This is a genomic window from Vibrio sp. 10N, assembly GCF_036245475.1.
GTDB lineage: Bacteria > Pseudomonadota > Gammaproteobacteria > Enterobacterales > Vibrionaceae > Vibrio.
Map to the genome: position 1 here is coordinate 1,389,649 of NZ_BTPM01000001.1, position 21,289 is coordinate 1,410,937.

The following is a 21,289-nucleotide window of genomic DNA, read 5'->3' on the forward strand; positions in this document are numbered from 1 at the left end:
GTTCAGTCTGAGGAGACACATATGAAAAGTGGAGAACAGCAAGGACAATTTCTGTTGCGCCTGTCATGTGACACGCTATTGTTTACCCTAGAATTTTTACAAAGTTGTGCCAAAGGATTAGACGCGATTGAGCCAGACCAAGTGGTTTGCGAAAACTCGCAGGGTATTTTTAAGGACTTTGGTAATGGCTTTTACGCCTATTACAACCATCAAGAAGATGAGCAGACTCTTGTCTTAAAGTGCAGAGTAGGTTCAGCGGTGCTTCAAGTCTTATGCCCCATTGAAACGGATAAAGTGATGGTCATACCCGCTCACTTAGAGTTGCCGTGTATAGACACTCAGAACAGCACTCTTAAAAACGATTTTGTTGGCTACTCAATGCTCAGTGACGGCACTGCGATGATTCCGCTAGATAACTTATGCCGCAGCGCATCCCAAAGTGTAGCGAATAACGAGAAGCTTGATTTTGTCGGAGTGCATTCGATAGAAGCAGGGTACTGTTGTGATGTTACTCCTCGTTATTTATTGGTGTACCCCAACCAGATCTCCACTCCGCCGCGTTCTGAGTTGTGTCAGTTAATATTGTCATTTCAGAGCGCGAGGTCTAAAACTGCCTTCAGATTATCGATCTGCCTTGACCTTTCTCACTTTTCAAATCTTTTACCTTCCAGGGTAAGTCTCTCATCTGAAATCAACTGCATTGAACAAAAAGAACTCACCCAGCTAACGCCCTCAGTGGCGAGCCCTATTGCCTTTGTGGACTCGGTGTTTTGCTTGGAGCACCGTCAGCTTTTGCTACCTCAAGCAGATGGTTCTTTCATTGACCTGCTGGGTAAAGCTGCCCCATCGACACAAAGAAGTTTTGTGTATTCTATCTGTGATGGAGTAGAACATGTAGCGACGGGGATAGTTGTAGCGAGCAGTGCAAGTCTAGTAAAGGCAAAAGAGAATCGACCCCAAGCAAATACCCAACTCTAACGTCGTGATCTTTACAGTGCTCCTCGCTTAAAGAGAGGAAAAAATTGGGTGCGCTTATTAATTGATAATTAACAATATATGGAAAACACTAAATAATTGTCCTAATACTTTAGAGTGTCCCATTAAATATCCCACCTAGTGCGTTTCACTGACACGGAGAAGATGAATGAAAGGAATTATATTTACTGAATTCATGGAGTTGGTTGAGGAAAAGTTTGGTCTGGACGTCCTAGATGAAGTGCTTGAAATGTCCAATGATGAGGGGATCTACACCGCCGTGGGCAGTTATGATCATAAAGATCTTGTGAAGCTCATTGTCAATTTAAGTAAGAAGACAGAAATTGACCCAGCAACATTACAGCAAGTCTTTGGACAAACCGTATTCAAAACTCTTTTAGCGTCGATTCCTGGAAGTGCCAGTATTGGAAATAGTCGTTCGACTTTTCAGTTTATTCGCCATGTTGAAGACTATATTCACGTGGAAGTGAAAAAACTGTACTCCGATGCCGAACCTCCTAAATTTCACTTTATTAGCGAATCAGAGACTGAAATGGTGATGGATTATCAAAGTGCGCGTTGTATGTCACATGTTTGTTTAGGTCTTATCGAAGGGTGTGCTGAGCATTTTGGAGAGAAACTCAAAGTAGAGATGGTGCCACAAACGGACGACAACAGTATTGTAAGATTTAGCCTCACGTTGGTTTGAGGGTAGTATGCCAAGCAGTTCAGCGATTGAGCGAAAACTTAAACGTGAAATAGCGGCTAGAAAAGCAGCAGAGAGCTTACTTGAACAAAAGAGTCTCGAGCTTTTTAATGCAAATCAGCAGTTAGAGGTTGCGCTAAAACAAACAGAGGCGCGCTCGGAAGCGAGTTTCAAGCGGCTTGAATTTCAGCAGAAAATAGAGCGGATACTGATTCATTTCGGCAGGACCTTTTTGCGCGCTAACTTAGATGATGTCCTTATGATTGAGTTGGTGAATCAGTTGGCAGGTGTGGCTGGTGATGTTGCTTGCTCTATTGTATTGCCTAATGTGTTATTGCCGACACTCACCCAAACTCACTATCAGACCCCAAAATACACTCAACTCGTTGTCTCTGAGAAATGTACGACATCTTGTATATCTATAGAGTTAGAGCAAAAAGTCATTGGTAAGCTTGAGTTGGTAGTGATCGAAACAACTTTCGATATGGACTTTGTTAACAGCCAGATGTCGTTAGTTTGTGATCTGCTCGCAAGCTCAATCAACCGTCAAGTCATCAACCAAAGATTGGTTGAATCCAAGGAGCGTGCAGAAGCATCCGAGCGCTCTACAAGAGAGTTCTTAGCCATGATTAACCATGAGCTTCGCACCCCGTTAAATGGCTTACTTGGAAGCGTTGAGCTGCTAGCGGACACTGGGTTGTCTGAGGCTCAAAAAGACCTGCACCACAACCTTAGTCAATCAGGTCAGTTGCTACGGGCTATCATTAATGATTTGCTCGACTTCAGTAAAATTGATGCCGGTATGTTGGAGTTGATTGAATCTACCTTCAGTTGGAGCACTTTAGAGTCGACGTTAAACAGTATCTTTGAACACAAAGCGCAAGAGAAACAGATTGGATTTACGATTGAAACGCAAAATCTCGATAATCAGCAGATTAAAGGCGATTTAGAACGTATCACCCAAATTTTCGTTAACTTGATTGGTAATGCAATTAAGTTTACCGACAAAGGTAAAGTGGGAGTGCGAGTTGAAAACAGCGTGAATGGCATTCTAGTGGCGGTGACGGATACTGGAATAGGTATAAGTGAGGCTGCGCAAAAGAAGCTATTTCAACCCTTTACTCAGGCGGATCGATCCAGTTCACGAAATTATGAAGGCACCGGGTTAGGCTTGGCTATCTGTCGTCGATTAGTGGAGTTGATGGGGGGGGATATTTCTCTGGAGAGCAAGCTAGGTGAGGGGACGACATTTCATGTGTTTTTGCCGCTGAAAACTGAAATGCTTCAAGCTGAAGCCAAAACGGTACAGGCTGAGAATAGTCAAGAACCGGACTTTTCTTCTTTGAAAATTTTAGTGGTAGATGACATCAAGATGAACCAAGTCATTATCACCCAAATGTTAAGTAAGCTGGGTATTTCGCCAGACCTAGCCGTGAATGGACTGGAAGCCGTTGAGCATGCCAGCAAGCAACAGTACGATATTATTTTCATGGATTGTCGCATGCCGGTGATGGACGGTTTTGAAGCAACCAAGCGTCTGCGCAGTGCTAAGTATCTTAAGCCAATCGTGGCGCTTACTGCGGGCACCACGACGGAAGAGCGGCAAAACTGCTACGATGTAGGCATGGATGACATACTTTCCAAACCCTACACCGCAAAGGATCTGACTCAAACACTCGCTAAGTGGGGGCCAAATTTCGGGTTAGAGGCTATCTAGAATAGGCAGTATTTTGCCTAGTTTATGGTAGGTCTCTTGGTACTCATCTTCACAGTGACTGTCAGCCACAATACCGCCGCCAGCCCAGGCATAAATTTCCCCTTGAGTCGCAATAAGCGTTCGAATTGTAATGCTGGTATCCATTACGCCGTGTGCGCTGATATAGCCGATACTGCCGCAGTATACGCTACGTCGGTGTGGCTCAAGCTCTTCGATAATTTCCATCGCTCGTATTTTTGGCGCTCCGGTGATCGAACCACCAGGAAAGCAAGCTCGCAATAAATCGGTCGCTTGATATTGACTGTCTAGCTCGCCCGTTACTGTGCTTACTAAGTGATGCACGGCAGGAAAGCTTTCAATCTCAAATAGCTTGGGCACTTTTACCGAACCAGGTTTTGCCACTCGACCAATGTCATTTCTTAATAAGTCGACAATCATCAAATTTTCTGCCTGATCTTTTGGTGCATTGGCAAGATCAAGAGCGCTGTTCTGGTCTTGAATCGAGTCACTAAACCTTGGCCTAGTCCCTTTGATTGGCTTGGTTTCAATGATGCGGTTATGCAGCTGTAGGAAGCGCTCAGGTGAGATGCTAATGATCGCGCTGTCTTCGGTACGAATAAATGCGCTAAATGGCGCTTGGTTATGTTCATCGAGCACTTCGAAAGCGTGCCATTCACTGCCCACATATTTAGCGCAATGTCGCTGCGCGAGATTAATCTGGTAGCTGTCACCGGCAGCCAGGTACTCTTTCACAGCGTTGAAACGTTGTTGGTAGCCCGTTTGGGTCATGTTTGACTGCCAAGGTGTTGTTAGCTTGAACGGCGGTTGAGCTTGCATTTTCTGGCTCTGCAGCCAATTAAGGTGCCTGTGTGGTTCACTCCCTACAATCACCGCTTTTTGCTGTTGGTGGTCAACCATTAGTGCCCAGCTGTAAATACCCACAGCCATATCAGGAGCGGCAATATCATGGCTTGCTATGGCAGGAATGCGTTCAACTCGCCTACCAAGGTCATACGAAAAATAACCTAGAGCACCGCCAACAAACGGCCACTCAGTTTCGATGATAGAGCGCCCGAGTTTTGCATCGATTAAGCGATCAATGAGTGTGAACGGATCGTCCTGACTGGTCTGCTCTTCTCCATCACAGTCAATTTTTGATTGATTACCAAAGGTTTGCACCGTTGCAATGGGATTAGCGACCAAAATATCGAATCGATTATTCTCATGCTCTAGTGTCGATGATTTTAACAACATCGCCCACGGTAGCTGTTCGATAGTCGTAAAGTATTGCTTGGCTAAATCTGGCTGGTATGGCAGGTCAACGAATTGAATAGATTGGCTTTCTTTTTTGTTCATTTGCTTAAACTGTGACAGAAACGTTGTCGCACTCATGGCGCATAGTGGAAAGCAAGAGTATCATATTTTCACAACAAAAAGTCGGACATTTAGCCCTGAAAAAACTACGGTTAAAGTGAGTATTGCCTAGCGCTATACTCATAGTAGTTACTCGCTTATTGCTGTTTTTGGACAGACGGATAAGCGTCGATAGGCTAAATAGTGCGACCTCCTGGAAGCTAAAATTATAAAGAGGTATTCAATGGCGGTTATTCGTAAAGAAGATGTGATCAGCTCCGTCGCTGATGCATTGCAATACATCTCGTATTACCATCCCCTCGATTTTGTTCAAGCCCTAGACAAAGCTTATCAAAAGGAAGAGAGCCAAGCGGCGAAAGACGCTATCGCTCAAATCTTAATTAACTCTCGCATGTCGGCAGAAGGCCACAGACCTATTTGCCAAGATACGGGTATCGTAACCTGTTTCGTGAATATTGGTATGAATGTTCAGTGGGACAGTGACCTTACCGTACAAGAGATGATTGATGAAGGTGTTCGTCAAGGTTACACCAACCCAGACAACCCGCTTCGTGCATCGGTTCTTAAAGATCCTGCGGGCAAGCGCATCAACACCAAAGACAATACGCCTGCGGTAGTGCACATCAACATGGTGCCAGGCGATAAAGTCGAAATCCAAATTGCGGCTAAAGGCGGCGGTTCTGAAAATAAAACCAAGATGGTGATGTTAAACCCATCAGACGATATTGCTGAATGGGTAGAGAAAACATTGCCAACAATGGGTGCTGGTTGGTGTCCACCTGGCATGCTTGGCATTGGTATTGGCGGTACGGCAGAAAAAGCGGCGGTACTGGCAAAAGAATCCCTAATGGAGAATATCGATATTCAAGAGCTTATCGATCGCGGCCCACAGAATGCGGAAGAAGAGCTTCGTCTCGACATCTTCAACCGAGTGAACAAACTCGGTATCGGTGCACAAGGTCTTGGCGGTCTGACGACGGTTGTTGATGTGAAAATCAAGACAGCGCCAACACACGCGGCGTCAAAGCCTGTGTGTATGATTCCAAATTGTGCGGCAACACGTCACGTTCACTTTACTCTTGATGGTTCGGGCCCGGCTGAGCTGACGCCGCCAAAACTTGAAGAGTGGCCAGAGATCACGTGGGAAGCGGGCGAAAACACCCGTCGTGTAAACCTTGACGAAATCACTAAAGAAGACGTTCAAGAGTGGAAAACGGGTGAAACACTGCTGTTAACAGGTAAAATTCTGACAGGTCGTGATGCGGCGCATAAACGCATTCAGGGCATGCTAGAAAGTGGTGAAGGTCTACCTGAAGGTGTCGACTTTAAAGGCAAGTTCATTTACTACGTGGGCCCTGTTGATGCAGTCGGCGATGAAGCTGTAGGTCCAGCGGGTCCGACAACATCGACGCGTATGGATAAGTTCACGGACATGATGCTGTCTGAAACGGGTCTAACCGGTATGATTGGTAAAGCCGAGCGTGGTCCAGCAGCGATTGAGTCAATCAAGGAACACAAAGCTGTGTACCTAATGGCGGTCGGTGGTGCTGCTTACTTGGTCGCGAAAGCAATCAAGAAAGCCAAAGTTGTCGCATTTGAAGATTTGGGTATGGAAGCGATTTACGAGTTTGAAGTCGAAGACATGCCAGTCACTGTCGCGGTGGATTCAAGCGGAGCGAATGCTCACCAAATTGGTCCAGATACGTGGAAAGTGAAAATCGCGGAAGCGGAAAACGCATCCTAGTTTGAGTTCAAAAAAGTGAGTGTGTGAAGACATACTCACTTTTTTTTATCTCTATTTTTTTATAATTAGTTCAGACATATACCCAAGTAGCTTTTTGGCATCTTGAGGCAATTAGGGTATATACTCAAAGAAAAAGAACCAAGGAGAGTGCGAAATGCCTCGATTTATACAAATATTACAAATCGCAGTACTGCTAGTAGTGGGTTTCTTTGTTGGCTATGACTTGATTTTACACGGGATCAGCATCTTCAACGAAAAGTACGTCACCATGGCGTGTGTGTTGACTGTGCTGCTTGAGATTGCGCTATTTGTTATCTATAAGCTCATTGAAGACGACTAACATTTGATAGCGTTTCAAGAACTCTAAACCCCTGAATAATATCAGGGGTTTTTTGTTCATGTTTGGTTAATCTCGTATAGTGCATACTGTTCCTTGTTATTTGTATCGGAGTAAGTTGAATGAACCGCATTGGTCAAGAAGTCTCAGATTTGTTGCATCGAAGCCTAGATTCTCATGTTCGAATCGCTGTTACAGGTCTTTCGCGAGCGGGCAAGACAGCGTTTATCACCTCTTTGGTGAACCAGCTACTTCATACTTCTACTCACGATAACTTACCATTGCTAGAGTGCGCTCGAGATGGCCGACTTGTTGGCGCTAAACGCGTTCCTCAGTCTAATTTAATGGTACCGCGCTTTGCTTATGATGTTGCCATGGCGCAGCTGCACGCTGAGCCACCTGAGTGGCCGCAGCCGACGCGTGATGTGAGTGAAATTCGCTTGGCGCTGAAATATAAGCCTGCGAAGGGCGCTAAGCGTTTATTAAGTAAAACATCGACTCTCTATATTGATGTTATTGACTATCCAGGAGAGTGGCTGCTGGACTTGCCCCTACTCGATCTCTCTTTTGAAGAGTGGAGTGAGCTGCAGTTTGCTAACCTGTCCGGCATTCGTAGTGAGTGCGCCCAAAGTTGGCTTGCAGCATTAGATGCGTTTGATGGTAAAGCAGAAGCCAACGAAAAAGTGATTGCTGAGATCTCTCAGGCCTTCACTGACTATCTGTTTGCTTGTAAAGATCGTGGGCTTCATTGGGTGCAACCCGGTCGCTTTGTGTTACCAGGAGAGCTTGCGGGGGCGCCTGTGCTGCAGTTTTTCCCGTGCAAGCCGTTGGCAGATAAATCAGACAAAAATAGCGGTTATGCCATGCTTAAGCGCCGCTACGAAGAGTATCAAACCAAAGTCGTTAAGCAGTTTTACAAAGAGCACTTTGCTACCTTCGACCGCCAAATAGTGCTGGTGGATTGCCTGCAGCCTTTGATGGCGGGTGACGAAGCGTTCAATGATATGAAGCAAGCGCTTCAGCAGATCATGAAGAGCTTCCGGTATGGGCAATCAAATTTGTTAAGGCGTTTGTTTGCGTCGCGCATCGACAAAATTTTGTTTGCCGCCACCAAAGCAGACCATGTGACACCGAATCAACACGGTAATTTGGTCAGCCTATTACAGCAGATGGTTCACCCAGCATGGCAAGAAACGGCATTTGAAAATATTGAAATGAGCTGCATGAGCGTCGCATCGATTCAGGCAACGGAAGCGGGTTTTGTCGGAAATGGCAGCAACAGCTCTCCCGCTTTGCGCGGCACGACATTGGATAACCAGACACTAACGCTCTATCCCGGTGATGTACCGGCAAGACTGCCGAAGCCCGATTTTTGGCAGCAAAGCGGGTTTGAGTTTACCTCATTCAGACCCTTAGTGAGTGCACAAGATGCGCCATGCGGTCATATTCGCCTCGATAAAGCGATGCAGTATTTAATTGGAGACAAACTTCGATGAGTGATTTGAAAAACAGAAAAGTCTTTGATGAAGATTTGTCTAATGCGGAGCCAACATTAGACATGAACAGCCAAAAGCTGTTTGAGCCTGAGCAAACCTTTGTACCGGTTGAGCAGGTGGCTGTTGAAGACGAGAATGATACAAAGCTTGAAAAAACCATCCGCGGTAGCAGTAAGAAAGGCTGGATAGCGACAACATTCCTGACCGCATTTGCCGGTCTAGTGGGCTGGCAGGCGATAGATAACGTGGTTACCGCTGCGACGACAGGCGACTATCTATCCCTTGGCTGGTCAGCGTTAGTGACTGGCGTTGCTGTCATGGGGATTGGTGCATTTGGTAAAGAGCTATTCAAACTTCGTAAATTAAAGAATCATTTTTCAGTCCAAGAAGAGGCGCAAGCGTTACTGGATAATGACGCGGTAGGCAAAGGCGAAAAGTTTTGTCAAAAGCTCGCGCATGAGGCATCTATACCTGCGGAGCATCCTGCTTTTGACCGCTGGCAAAATAGCGTGCACAGTGCCCACAGCGATGCGGAAGTGCTCGATATGTATCAATCTATGGTGCTGACAGAGCAGGACAAGAAGGCGATGGCATCGGTATCTAAGCTGTCAGGTGAAGCGGCGATTTTGGTGGCACTAAGCCCACTTGCTATCGCCGACATGCTCCTAATCGCATGGCGCAATTTCCGAATGATTGACAATATCTCCGAGATTTATGGTGTTGAGCTCGGCTACTGGTCTCGCTTGAAGCTATTTAAGTTAGTGCTGGTCAATATTGCGATTGCAGGTGCAAGTGAGCTGGCGATTGAATCAAGTGCTGACATATTGTCGATGAACTTGGCAGAAAAACTGTCAGCCCGTGCGGGGCAAGGTTTAGGTGTGGGTTTGGTGACGGCTCGTTTGGGGTTGAAGACCATCAGCTTGATGCGTCCAATCCCGTTTAAGCAGGAACAGACACCGCGACTTGGCTCAATCAGAAAGTCCGTGGTCGAAAGCCTAAAAAACAAATTGAGCTAATTCATCCCCTACATTCCGCTTAAGTGCGTCAGCCTCGAGAAATCGAGGAACTCCTAAAGCGCACGACTAACTGGTAGACAGTGAAGCGTTATACCAATTGGGCTTTCCACGCGTTGTTTGAGATCCCCTTTTTCAAGGGGATGACGTTGTTATCGAAGGCGCGAAACGTTAACAGACGTCACCCTCGAGAAATCGAGGATCTCCTAAAGCGCACGACTAATTGATAGACAGTGAAGTGTTATACCAATTGGGCTTTCCATGCGTTGTTTGAGATCCCCTTTTTCAAGGGGATGACGTTGTTATCGAAGGCGCGAAACGTTAACAGACGTCATCCTCGAGAAATCGAGGATCTCCTAAAGCGCACGACTAATTGGTAGACAGCGAAGTGTTATACCAATTGGGCTTTCCATGCGTTGTTTGAGATCCCCTTTTTCAAGGGGATGACGTTGTTATCGAAGGCGCGAAACGTTAACAGACGTCATCCTCGAGAAATCGAGGATCTCCTAAAGCGCACGACTAATTGGTAGACAGCGAAGTGTTATACCAATTGGGCTTTCCATGCGTTGTTTGAGATCCCCTTTTTCAAGGGGATGACGTTGTTATCGAAGGCGCGAAACGTTAACAGACGTCATCCTCGAGAAATCGAGGATCTCCTAAAGCGCACGACTAATTGGTAGACAGCGAAGTGTTATACCAATTGGGCTTTCCATGCGTTGTTTGAGATCCCCTTTTTCAAGGGGATGACGTTGTTATCGAAGGCGCGAAACGTTAACAGACGTCATCCTCGAGAAATCGAGGATCTCCTAAAGCGCACGACTAATTGGTAGACAGCGAAGTGTTATACCAATCTGGCTTTTTAAACGTTGTATGAGATCCCCTTTTACAAGGGGATGACGTTGTTTGTTCAAAGTAGACGAATGATTAATACAACTAGAGCTAAATTGATACTCAAATCACATTCCAAGAAACTTGACGATATTTATGAGGAAACTTTGATCCTACGCTAGTCCAAACTGGCATAGCGGCGTGATACTGCTCACAGTAATCTATTCTCAGGACGAGCAGTATCATGCAAAAATATCTGAAGTATATCATTCCGATATCGATCCCATTGATCGTACTACTTCTACCATTATCCGCATTTCCCTTCGAAGGATTGACCATAGTCCAACAGCGCGTTATCGCCATATTCTTATTGGCTGCGCTATGTTGGGTTTTCGAGCCAATCCCCATCTACGCCACTTCCGTTGTCATCATTGTTCTTGAACTTTTGTTGGTATCGAATAAAGGGGTATATCTGTTTAGAGCAGGGGAGGGGCAGCCGCATTTTGGTGAACTTCTTAATTACAATGAAATCATGGCAACGTTTGCAAGCCCGATCATCATGCTGTTTTTGGGTGGTTTTTTCCTTGCTATGGCGGCGACCAAGTATCGTTTGGACGTTAACTTAGCTCGGGTATTACTCAAGCCATTTGGTAGCGATCCGCGCTTTGTGATGCTGGGATTGATGCTAATCACCGGCGTTTTCTCTATGTTCATGTCGAACACCGCGACCACTGCGATGATGCTATCGATTCTTACTCCGGTGATTGCCGTATTTGGCCCAAAAGACCCTGGACGAATTGCGTTTGCGCTATGCATTCCAGTCGCAGCCAACATTGGCGGTATCGGTACACCAATTGGCACTCCGCCTAATGCCATCGCACTTAAATATCTGGTAGGTGATAACTACATCAGCTTTGGTGAGTGGATGGCGTTTGGTGTGCCTTTTGTGGTCGTAATGATGGCGCTGGCTTGGATGCTGATTAATTTTTTATACAGTGCAGATCAAAAGAAAATCGAGCTGTCGATTAAAGGTAAGTTCTTAAAAACTCCAAAAGCCATCATGGTGTACATTACGTTTGCTTTGACCATTATCCTTTGGCTAATGGGCTCAACACACGGTATGAATTCATACACGGTTGCGCTTATTCCCGTCGCTATCTTCTCGCTGACTGGCATTATCAATAAAGAAGATCTTAAGAAGATATCGTGGGATGTACTTTGGTTGGTATCAGGTGGTATCGCTTTGGGTCTCGCACTTGATAAAACAGGGCTTGCACGTCTTGTTGTTCACAGTATTCCGTTTGATGAATTCTCTCCTTATGTCGTGCTATTTGGCGCTGCATTCCTATGTTTGCTTATGGCGAACTTTATGTCCCATACGGCAACGGCAAACTTGCTGATGCCAATTATGGCGGCATTAGGTACCTCAATGACGTCTCTTACGCCATTGGGAGGAGAGCTAACACTCATTCTTGTGGTTACCTTTGCGGCTTCACTGGGTATGTCTCTACCAATCAGTACGCCGCCAAACGCCCTTGCTCATGCAACAGGCCATGTTCAGAGCAGTCAGATGGCGCGTGTTGGCGTGATCTTAGGTGTGGTGGGCGTCTTGCTGAGCTTTGTCTTAGTGTGGCTACTGCATGCGGTTGGACATATAGGGTAGGTGCCAATGGAATTATTGGTACGCCATTATTTTTCAGAATCAAGTCGTCAGGTTACGTTCGATGCCGAAGAGGTGGTGCTGCGCCAAGAAGCGCACAATGACCGTCTTTATTACGTGCTCGAAGGGGAGCTAGAGGGCTATTTTGAAAGTGACCAAGATGGCAAGCTCACCAAACTTTTTAATGCCTCGAATGGGGCATTTATTGGTGTGCATAGTTTCTTTTCAGGCACTTGGGTTGCTTCATCAACGGTAATTGCAAAAAGCAAAGTGACGCTGGCTTGGATCGATAAACATACTCAGCCCGTCGATCCGCAGCAATACGGCCCATTGAGTGCCCAGTTTATGCCGGTGATGGTCAATGAGTTATCAAGACGTCAAAGGCGCGCTAAGCAAGAAGCTCTAGCCAAAGAGAAAGCCCTTCAACGCCTGCATACTGCGGAGCAGATGACCACTCTGGGCCAATTGGCGGCCGGGATTGCGCATGAGTTGAACAATGCCATTGGTGTGGTGAACAGCAAAACCGAACGGATGCAGCAAGATTTGTTGCAACTTCTCGAAGAGCTGCACCCAGAAGTCAGTGGCTATTTCGATGTCGGTTTGATGCGTGGTCAAACGGTTTCCTCTAGTGAGGTACGCCGAATTGCCAAGCGCTACCAAAGTGACTATCGCTTAGAAAGAGACACGGCTAAGCAACTGGCGAGAGCGCTAGGCAATAACCCAATCCCTGAGTCGTGGTTACATGATCCTCAAAAAGCGCTTAAATACTGGGGTATGGGGCGAGATCTACACGATCTTAAAATTGCCGCGAGGCATACCGTTGGCATCGTCAAATCGGTGAAGCAACTAGGCCGTACTGATGGTGAGCCCGATGAGCTGCTTGATATTAACGATACCATCAACAAAGCCTTGGCCCTTTTGCAAAGTGATTTGAGAAGAGTGTCCGTTCGCGTACAGCCAGCGGTTCTGCCGTTAATTAAGGGGGCATCCACCGAGTATGTGCAAATCTGGAGCAACATTTTAAAAAATGCTTGTGATGCACTTTCGCAAACCGATGCGCCCAATATCAATATTCAAACCAAGTTTGTGAACCAACGTATTTTGGTGACCATTGCCAATAATGGACCAGAAATAGATGAGCCCACACGCCGAAAAATCTTTCAACCTAACTTCACAACCAAAAAAGGCGGACTGTCTTTTGGTTTGGGGTTAGGACTATCAATTGTGAAAAGAATCGTCAGCGAGATAGGTGGCACAATTGCCGTTAAAAGCGATGAAACACGCACTATTTTTCGCGTCAAGTTACCAGTAGGAGAAGCATATGGAGAAGCTTAACGTCATTTGTGTCGATGACCAGAGAGAAGTACTCAGCGCCGTCATTCAAGATCTTGAGCCATTATCGAGCTGGCTAAATATCGAGGACTGTGAATCTGGCGAAGAAGTGCTGGATCTTATTGAAGACCTTGATGCGGAAGGAGAGAGTATCGCGGTGATTGTGTCTGACCATGTTATGCCAGGCATGACGGGGGTGGAGCTGCTGACCGAGCTATCGCGTGATAGCCGTTTTAAAGAGACGAAAAAGGTGCTGCTCACTGGCCAAGCTACGCACTCTGATACCATAACCGCGATTAATACAGCAGGTGTAAGTCATTACTTTGAGAAGCCATGGAAAGCCGACGAGTTGGTGAGTTGTGTTCGTTCATTGGTCACCGCTTATATTTTTGATCGCGGTTTTGATTATCAGCCGTATCATGAACACTTGGATCAAAACATTGTGTTGGAGAGGCTACGATAGGCCGTTTATGGGTATTGGCCACTTTGCATGATGAGCGAGGAGGAAAAATGAAAACAGTGTTGCGCTATTTTGTATTAGGTTTTTTGTTCGTTTTAGGATCTGCCAACGCGAGCGATAGAGCTAAACAAGGCTGGGAGCTCATTGAGCAAGGAGCCATTGTTATCGACGTTCGAACGCCGCAAGAATTCAATGCTGGTCATTTAGAACAAGCGGTTAACTACCCACTATCAGAGCTAGATAAGCACATTGCGACGCTCGACAAGTCTCAATCTATTGTGCTTTATTGCCGTAGCGGAAATCGGTCCGGTCAAGCTATGGCATATATGCAATCCAAAGGTTTTACCGCTCTCCACAATGCCGGGGGGCTGAATGAGATGAAAATAGAATCTCCCCAGTAAGCCGTATTTGTCGCTCATCGCCCGAAATATCTTCTACCATTTCGGGCGTTTTGCCTTGTACATTGACCTTATTTCATCCCTTCACCCTATTGTCGATTCAATCTGAGTACACGTGTTTGTGACAGTTGCTTACAAATACTCATGGCTTTTGTTTAGTTCGTAATATTTCGCGGCAAATAGACGAACTTTTACATCATAAGAAACGCTTCATTTAACTCTTGCATCATTTCTTACAGTTCCTATCTAGAGCCTTGTAACAAATCAAGGATAGAATTGACTTCGATTTTTATAGTGCATATGTGGCTTTAGGTTCGGAATTTCCGATGTTTATATCAGGGAGCCCAAAAGGGGGGAAAGACAGCCAGCTCACGATGTGCATAGCCAGAGAGAAGTGAGTGTTAACTTGAGTATCGAGAGAGCCGTAATAAATAGCGGGACACAAAGCCAGATAAGCGGTAGAGGACGGAGTTCGTTGTCTTCACTATTTGGCCTTTTTGCGTTGTTTCCGTTTCTGATCTTAACGGCAGTCGTGTCGTTGTATAGTCCTGAGGGCGTCAGTTGGAGTTTGCCTTGGGTTCCAAGCCTAGGGCTAGCGCTAAGTTTCCGATTGGATGGGCTGTCTTTTCTGTTTGCCTGCTTGATTAGCGGGATTGGTACCATGGTGCAAGTGTATGCGCTGGCCTACCTTAAAGAGCACAAACAAAGACTCGCATTCCACTGTTACTTGACCGCGTTTATGGTGGCAATGCTTGGCGTGGTTCTCAGCGACAATGTGTTGCTGTTGTTTGTCTTTTGGGAGCTGACGACAGTGACCTCGTATCTGCTCATCGGCTTTAACCACGAAGCGCTAAAGTCTCGAAAGAATGCGCTGCAATCACTGTTAATTACGGGTGCAGGTGGCCTAGCATTACTTGCTGGCCTGATTATGCTTGGCACCATGGCCGGTAGCTATGAGCTGACTAGTATCTTGGCGAAAGCGACCGAGATTTCAAATCACACCCTGTTTTTACCTTCATTAGTTCTTATTTTGTTGGGGGCGCTGACTAAGTCTGCTCAGTTCCCGTTCCACTTCTGGCTGCCCAACGCAATGGCCGCGCCAACACCAGTGAGTGCCTACCTGCACTCCGCCACTATGGTTAAAGCGGGTATCTACCTACTGGCAGTGGTATCACCTATCTATTCTCACTCAGAGGTATGGTTCTATACGCTGACGATACTTGGTGGATTTACTGCCTTGTGGTGTGCGCTCATGGCGCTCAAGCAAACGGATTTGAAACTCATGCTGGCATACAGCACTACTGTGGTACTCGGAAAGCTGACCTTCTTGCTTGGGATTGGAAGTGACTTAGCCCTTAAGTCGGCACTGATGCTGATTGTCGCTCATGCCCTTTACAAAGCAGGTCTGTTTATGGTGGTCGGCAACATTGATAAAGCGGCGGGGACGCGTGAAATCAGTCAGCTTCGTGGCCTACGTTCTGTGCTGAAAATCAGCTTTGTCGCCGCGGTGGTTGCTGTGTTGTCGACCGCTGGTGTGCCGCCTCTACCTGGCTTTTTGGGTAAAGAGTACATGTACAAAGCCGGATTGGAAGTTAGCAATTGGGCAGTCTTTTTGATGGTATTAGTGAATGCGCTTACCGTGACACTGGTGATGGCACTGCTGATCAAACCATTTACTACTCGTCATCGGGGTGAGCCGACGCAGGTTAAGCCGGTTGAATTCAATAAAGGGTTGTGGGTGCCACCATTTATGCTCGCCATCATTAGCGTATTGGCAACAGTCATCGGTCTAGGGTGGCTAAATGAGCAAGTGATTATTCCTGGTGTGACCACGATTGCACCGGTGTCGACGCCAGAGCCAGTGAAAATGTGGCATGGCATCAATGCTCCACTGATCCTCAGCGTTGTGACGTTGGCGTTGGGCGTACTGCTATACAAAGTGTATCCGGCGCTGAGTACATTGCTGGGTCGTCAGTTGTCAAAACTGCCATGTGCGAATCGTGTCTTTGATAGCCTGCTGCATGCCATGGTGAGTTTTGCCAAATGGCAAACAAATGTGCTTCAAACGAAACGAATGAGTGTCTACGGATTGCTTTCATTTGGAGCCTTGGCGGTGCTGCTCATCACGCATACCCCAATGTCGTTAAGTCAATTTGCTGGTCGATTCGAGGGCATCAAGCTTTACGAAGTGGTGATTGCGGGCCTGCTCATTGCGTCATCTTTCGTGGTGATTATTTCAAGAACAAAGTTCTTAGCGGTAGCGGCTCTGGGCATGATCGGCTTTATGACCACCTTGGTGTTCATGATTTATAGCGCGCCCGATGTTGCCAAGACGCAGCTATTGGTTGAAACCTTGATGGTGGTCTTCTTAGTACTGCTAATGCGTCATGTACCCAAGCTATCGGCAGTAAGGCAGCACTCCAAAGGTCGCCGTGCACTGCACGCTTTGGTTGCAGGTTCTATTGGTGTTGCCGTCACTATGATGCTGATTTCGATTACTGCAGACCCTATCGATATGTCGGTCTCTCAGTTCTTCAACGAGCAGAGTGTGCCGGGCGGTCATGGCCGCAACATCGTTAACGTCATTCTGGTCGATTTCCGCGCCTTCGATACGTTTGGTGAAGTGCTGGTTGTGGCACTAGCAGGCCTATGTGCGGTGAGTCTGCTTAAGCCTGGCAGCGTGCCATCGACCAAAGTGAAATCACTTATCTTGGGTACGGCGTCGCACATCGTTTCTGCACTGATGTTGGTGTTCTCACTTTACCTATTAATGCGCGGACATAATTCACCTGGTGGTGGCTTTATTGGTGCGCTGATCGCTGTTATTGGCCTGTCGCTACTAATGTTTGCCGAGTCTCCACAGTATGTTCGAGAAAGGCTGCATTACGCGCCGTTTAGTATCGCAATGCTCGGTGTCTTTATTAGTTTTGCCGCGGGTGCCGTGAGCTTAGTGTTTAATCTGCCATTCCTAACGGGTCTTTGGTGGAAAGATGTATTGCCTCTGGGTACGCCATTAATTTTCGATATTGGTATTTATCTGGGTGTCATTGGTGGGGTGATGGGAATGATCCTCCATGTAACAGAGGAGATGGACTGATGGAAATGTTGTGGAGTGTTGTTGTGGGTGTGTTTGTCGCATCTGGAATTTATTTGATGCTGGAAAGACACTTGCTCAGAGTCCTATTTGGCCTGACTTTGCTGAGTAGCGCAGTCAATCTTGCCATCTTTAATGCAGGTCGATTAACACCAGGCAATCCGCCGCTCATTGATGCTGATTCTGTCTTGCCTCATATGGATGCCGCGAACCCGTTACCTCAAGCGCTAATCTTAACGGCTATCGTGATTGGCTTTGGACTTTTAGTGTTTGCTTTAGTGTTGTTCTACCGCGCTTATGAAGAAACGCAGTCAGCGGATATTGATGAAATGAAATACTCAGAGGAGCAGGTGTAATGTCAATGTGGTTAACCTTGCCTGTCATCATGTCTGCCTTGACCGCTGTGTTGGTGTTCTTCGCCAGACATAACCATAAGCTTGCTGAAGCGGTGAGTGGTACGAGTGCACTGTTTACCTTGCTAGGTAGTGTGTTCTTGCTGAACGGCGTTTTAGACAATGGCCCTCAAGCAGTCGCATTCGGCCAATGGGCGGCGCCTTTTGGTATCGTGTTCGTTGCCGACTTTTTAGCGGCGGCGATGGTGGTCATTACCGCAATTATTGGCGTAGTGAGTGTGTTTTATGCCATGGCGGATCTAAAACAGAAACCGTCATATGGCGTATTTCATTCGCTGATTCATGTCCTCCTAGCGGGTGTGTACGGCGCATTCTTGACCGGTGACATTTTTAACCTTTACGTTTGGTTTGAAGTCATGCTGATCGCTTCATTCGGCCTTATGGTGCTAGATGCGAATCGTAAGCAAGTTGATGGTGCGGTGAAGTATGTGATGCTGAACTTTATCTCGACGCTGATGTTCTTGCTGGCGATTGGTCTGCTTTATGGCGCAACTGGCACGCTGAGTTTGGCGGACTTGCACAGTAAGGCTGCGGATATTGCACCACAAACTAAAGTATTGCTTGCAGCATTATTCCTGTTTGGCTTTGCGGTTAAATCGGCGCTGTTTCCATTGTTTGCGTGGTTGCCTGCGTCTTATCACACCTTACCAAGCGGTGTTGTGGCTTTGTTTGCAGCGCTACTGACTAAGGTGGGCATTTATGCACTAATGCGCGTGTTTACCTTGGTATTCCCTTTGGCCGACAGCGGTTGGCAGCCCCTAATGATTTGGGTGGCCGCGCTGACGATGCTGACAGGGGTACTGGGCGCGGCGAGCCAATATAACGTAAAGAAAATCCTCTCTTTTCACATCATCAGCCAAATTGGTTACATGGTGATGGGACTAGCACTGTATACACCGCTTGCTTTGGCGGGCGCTATTTTCTACATCGTGCACCACATTATCGTTAAAGCGAATCTATTCCTCATTGGCGGTCTTGTGGAGCGAAAGCATCAAACCAGTGAACTCAGCGAGTTAGGTGGCATGTACAAAGCGACCCCTTGGCTTGCGTTCTTGTTCCTAGTGCCTGCGTTTTCACTGGCGGGTTTCCCACCATTATCAGGATTTTGGGGCAAGTTCTTGGTCATCAAAGACAGCCTGCAAAATGAGTACTACATGCTAGCGGGAGTCGCTCTATTTGTCGGTCTGCTTACCATCTTCTCAATGACCAAGATTTGGAGTGAGGTGTTTTGGAAGGCCAAACCGTCTAAGCAAGAAGGTGATATGCCTGTAGAGAAACTGTGCAGCAAAACTAGAGCGCTTTATTACGCGCCAATCGTTGTGTTGACGTCGATGACTTTGGTTATTGGTTTTGCAGCTGAGCCATTCTTCCAGTTTGCCTTTACCGCAGCAGAGCAACTTCTTGAGCCAAGCGCTTATATCAATGCCGTTTTAGGAGGTGGCGTATGAACTATTTCTTCCTAAATGTTTTCTTGGGTGGTGCATGGATGCTGCTCAATGGTGAATATACCGGCTTGAGTTTCGTCACCGGTTTTGTGGTGGGCTATTTCGCTCTTAGGTTGAGTCAGCCGTTTGGGCTGAAGTCGAGCTATTTCAGAAGGTTCAGTGCTTCGATAAAGCTATTTCTCTATTTCTGCTACGAGATGTTGGTGTCTGCAGCTCACGTAGTTTGGGACGTTGTCACGCCGACCCATCTAAGTGATCCAGACATCATTTATGTGCCGTTGGATGTCACCTCAGACCTTGAGATCACGCTGCTGGCAAACATGGTCTCTCTGACACCGGGCAGTTTGAGCTTGGATGTAACGGAAGACAAAAAACACCTAGTAGTTCATGCCATGTTCGCACCGAATCACGACGATGTGATTCGCTCGATAAAGAATGGGATGGAAAAACGAATTTTGGAGGTGACGCGTGGATAGTTGGCTGTCATTTAGTATCAATTTTGCCTATGTAGGCATGCTGTTTAGTTTGGTGTTGGTGTTTATTCGATTGATTAAGGGTCCGACGCTCGCAGATCGAGTGGTTGCGCTGGATCTTATTGCCTTTATCACTGTTGGTTTTATTGCCGTGCACACGCTAGCGAGTGGCCAAAAGTCGCTACTTGACGTGGCAATCACACTCGGATTGGTGGCGTTTTTAGGCACTATCGCGTTTGCTGGCTTTATTGCTAAGCAAAACCAGCAACAAAATGAAGTGGGAAATCAGAACAACCTTGAGCAAGGGGGTAAGTCATGACGTTTTTAACTGGGCTTTTACTCTGTTTAGGCACTTTTTTTGTGCTGGTGGCGAGTATTGGGGTACTGCGTATGCCCGATCTCTATACCCGAATGCATGCCTCGACTAAAGCGAACACTATGGGGCTGACCGCGTTACTGGCCGCTGTCGCAGTGGGTATGCCTGAGGTGACCGTGGTCTCTCGAGTACTTGGTACCATGCTATTCATCCTTCTGACGGCGCCAGTTGCTGCGCATCTACTCAGCAAAAGCATGTATTGGAATGGCTACAAGATGTGGCGAAAAGATAAATAAATTGCCGGGTGCTTACCTATCTCTGGATAAGTACTCGTGCGCTATCGGCTTTTTAATCGTGAAACAAAAGGAGCGTTTATGCGCAGAAAAGAAATCACCTTACTAGTGATAGCCTGTGTTGGCTTTTTGGTAACCTTGGTAGTGGGTAAGTAAAGGTTATTGGAAAGTGGTATTTGCGGGATTGAACTAGAAAGATCGCAGATACGAAAACACTCGCCCTAAATGCAGTATCGATGTGCGTTAGTTTTTCATCGTCGATACTGCTCATTCGCCGTTATGTAGACCTGAATTAGTTGTCAGTCACTAAAATCAAACGCTGGATAGTTGACTCGAATTCGGCGTTGCTCGGACATCAAGCGCTTAAAAGATAACGTCTCGGTAAGTGTAATGATCGCTTGCTTCGCATCATTCGTCATTACCGCACCCGCGACACTGTCACTGGTACCATCATTAAATGCAATCTCTCCTTGGAATATATACTCCGCATTCAAAGATGTCTGCTCTGTTGAAATTACGATGCTGTTTTCTGCAATCTGTAATACCTCATGACTTTGATTGGCCAGATGCAGTGTCGGTCGCTCTTTGGTTGGGTAGGTAAGTCGATAGTGACGTCTTTGGTTTTCGCTCATGGTTTTCTGTCCTAACGCGAATGATGTGAAAACAAGTTAGTAGATATTAGGTGCTAGTCGACCTTTCCAATCAATTTTCATGATTAATGATAAATAGGTCGCACTTTGTTCGCTCAATGAGTGCTGATTACAGCATCAAAGATGATAGTAGCAGTCCCTGACAACAAGGAGGTTGTGTGATGCGAATAGGCGCTTTCTCTAAGCAATACAATGTGACAGAGCGTACGATACGTCACTACGAATCTATTGGGCTGCTGCCAACTCTAGCAAGAAACGGACGCTATAGAGTGTTTGAACAGGATGCTCATCAAAGAATGACGTTTATTACGCGCTGTAAGCAGATTGGCTTAACATTATCTGAAATTAGTGAACTGATTCCTTTCTTTGACGCGCCGAAAGGTGAGCGCTGCAAAGCTAGCCTTAAAGTAATAGCCGACAAGAAAGCCTCGCTCACTCATGAAATTGAACAAAAACGAGTGCTACTGGCTCGAATAGAGCAACTGGAACAAGAGGTTCAACAAAGGATCTCCAATAACTGTTGACTCTGACGTATACGTCAAACTTTATACTCCATCAAACACAG

Annotated in this window: 20 protein-coding genes; 18 read left to right on the top strand and 2 right to left on the bottom strand. The window is 46.5% G+C overall.

All coding sequences use genetic code 11. The features are described 5' to 3' along the window. The first annotated feature begins 21 nt into the window (after positions 1–21). The 3 genes from AAA946_RS06555 (at position 22) to AAA946_RS06565 (ending at position 3,398) form a co-directional block, all read left to right on the top strand. A complete protein-coding gene (locus AAA946_RS06555) occupies positions 22–978 on the top strand; it encodes a hypothetical protein (protein ID WP_338164139.1) in 957 nt (318 codons plus the stop codon). Positions 979–1,144: 166 nt separating this feature from the next. After that, entirely contained in the window at positions 1,145–1,684 is a 540-nt protein-coding gene (locus AAA946_RS06560) for a heme NO-binding domain-containing protein (RefSeq protein ID WP_338164140.1), read from the top strand. Between the two features lie 7 nt (positions 1,685–1,691). Then, on the top strand, positions 1,692–3,398 hold the full coding sequence (locus AAA946_RS06565; RefSeq protein ID WP_338164141.1) for an ATP-binding protein: 1,707 nt from the start codon (positions 1,692–1,694) through the stop codon (positions 3,396–3,398). Here AAA946_RS06565 and pabB read toward each other — a convergent pair. Further along, positions 3,384–4,790, bottom strand: a complete 1,407-nt coding sequence (pabB, locus tag AAA946_RS06570) for an aminodeoxychorismate synthase component I (RefSeq protein ID WP_338164142.1) — start codon at positions 4,788–4,790, stop codon at positions 3,384–3,386. The two genes, AAA946_RS06565 and pabB, sit on opposite strands and share 15 nt — an antisense overlap. Positions 4,791–4,995: 205 nt before the next feature. Here pabB and AAA946_RS06575 point away from each other — a divergent pair, with 205 nt between their 5' ends. The 14 genes from AAA946_RS06575 to mnhG all read left to right on the top strand — a co-directional run bounded on the left by AAA946_RS06575 (position 4,996) and on the right by mnhG (position 20,077). Further along, entirely contained in the window at positions 4,996–6,516 is a 1,521-nt protein-coding gene (locus tag AAA946_RS06575; RefSeq protein WP_338164143.1) for a fumarate hydratase, read from the top strand. A gap of 154 nt (positions 6,517–6,670) precedes the next feature. Further along, positions 6,671–6,856, top strand: a complete 186-nt coding sequence (locus AAA946_RS06580; RefSeq protein WP_042477374.1) for a hypothetical protein — start codon at positions 6,671–6,673, stop codon at positions 6,854–6,856. A 119-nt stretch (positions 6,857–6,975) separates the two neighbouring features. Beyond that, positions 6,976–8,349, top strand: coding sequence for a YcjX family protein (locus AAA946_RS06585; RefSeq protein ID WP_338164144.1), 1,374 nt, complete (start codon positions 6,976–6,978; stop codon positions 8,347–8,349). Then, entirely contained in the window at positions 8,346–9,365 is a 1,020-nt protein-coding gene (locus AAA946_RS06590; RefSeq protein WP_338164145.1) for a YcjF family protein, read from the top strand. The genes AAA946_RS06585 and AAA946_RS06590 overlap by 4 nt, the downstream gene beginning before the upstream one ends. A 1,069-nt stretch (positions 9,366–10,434) precedes the next feature. After that, positions 10,435–11,853, top strand: a complete 1,419-nt coding sequence (locus tag AAA946_RS06595; RefSeq protein WP_338164146.1) for an SLC13 family permease — start codon at positions 10,435–10,437, stop codon at positions 11,851–11,853. 6 nt (positions 11,854–11,859) lie between these two features. Then, a complete protein-coding gene (locus AAA946_RS06600) occupies positions 11,860–13,185 on the top strand; it encodes an ATP-binding protein (protein WP_338164147.1) in 1,326 nt (441 codons plus the stop codon). Then, entirely contained in the window at positions 13,172–13,645 is a 474-nt protein-coding gene (locus AAA946_RS06605) for a response regulator (RefSeq protein ID WP_338164148.1), read from the top strand. The genes AAA946_RS06600 and AAA946_RS06605 overlap by 14 nt, the downstream gene beginning before the upstream one ends. A 47-nt stretch (positions 13,646–13,692) precedes the next feature. Further along, positions 13,693–14,043 carry a rhodanese-like domain-containing protein gene (locus AAA946_RS06610; protein WP_338164149.1) on the top strand — a complete coding sequence of 117 codons (351 nt, stop codon included), beginning with the start codon at positions 13,693–13,695 and terminating at the stop codon, positions 14,041–14,043. Positions 14,044–14,515: 472 nt separating this feature from the next. Continuing rightward, positions 14,516–17,137 (top strand): hydrogen gas-evolving membrane-bound hydrogenase subunit E, encoded by a 2,622-nt coding sequence (gene mbhE, locus AAA946_RS06615; protein ID WP_338164150.1) that lies wholly within the window; start codon positions 14,516–14,518, stop codon positions 17,135–17,137. After that, positions 17,137–17,490, top strand: a complete 354-nt coding sequence (locus AAA946_RS06620) for a Na+/H+ antiporter subunit C (RefSeq protein WP_338164151.1) — start codon at positions 17,137–17,139, stop codon at positions 17,488–17,490. Before mbhE ends, AAA946_RS06620 begins: the two co-directional genes overlap by 1 nt. Further along, entirely contained in the window at positions 17,490–18,995 is a 1,506-nt protein-coding gene (locus AAA946_RS06625) for a proton-conducting transporter transmembrane domain-containing protein (RefSeq protein ID WP_338164152.1), read from the top strand. Before AAA946_RS06620 ends, AAA946_RS06625 begins: the two co-directional genes overlap by 1 nt. Continuing rightward, positions 18,992–19,468: a Na+/H+ antiporter subunit E gene (locus AAA946_RS06630; protein WP_338164153.1), complete on the top strand. Its 477-nt coding sequence runs from the start codon at positions 18,992–18,994 to the stop codon at positions 19,466–19,468. Before AAA946_RS06625 ends, AAA946_RS06630 begins: the two co-directional genes overlap by 4 nt. Then, positions 19,461–19,784, top strand: coding sequence for a cation:proton antiporter (locus AAA946_RS06635; RefSeq protein WP_338164154.1), 324 nt, complete (start codon positions 19,461–19,463; stop codon positions 19,782–19,784). Before AAA946_RS06630 ends, AAA946_RS06635 begins: the two co-directional genes overlap by 8 nt. Beyond that, positions 19,781–20,077: a monovalent cation/H(+) antiporter subunit G gene (gene mnhG / locus AAA946_RS06640; RefSeq protein ID WP_112461565.1), complete on the top strand. Its 297-nt coding sequence runs from the start codon at positions 19,781–19,783 to the stop codon at positions 20,075–20,077. The genes AAA946_RS06635 and mnhG overlap by 4 nt, the downstream gene beginning before the upstream one ends. A 296-nt stretch (positions 20,078–20,373) precedes the next feature. Here mnhG and AAA946_RS06645 read toward each other — a convergent pair whose 3' ends face one another. Next, the gene (locus AAA946_RS06645; protein WP_338164155.1) at positions 20,374–20,706 is read right to left on the bottom strand and encodes a hypothetical protein; all 333 of its coding nucleotides are present in this window, start codon (positions 20,704–20,706) and stop codon (positions 20,374–20,376) included. Between the two features lie 179 nt (positions 20,707–20,885). Between AAA946_RS06645 and AAA946_RS06650 the strand changes: the two genes are divergently transcribed. After that, on the top strand, positions 20,886–21,248 hold the full coding sequence (locus AAA946_RS06650; RefSeq protein ID WP_338164156.1) for a MerR family transcriptional regulator: 363 nt from the start codon (positions 20,886–20,888) through the stop codon (positions 21,246–21,248). The last annotated feature ends 41 nt before the right edge of the window (positions 21,249–21,289 follow it).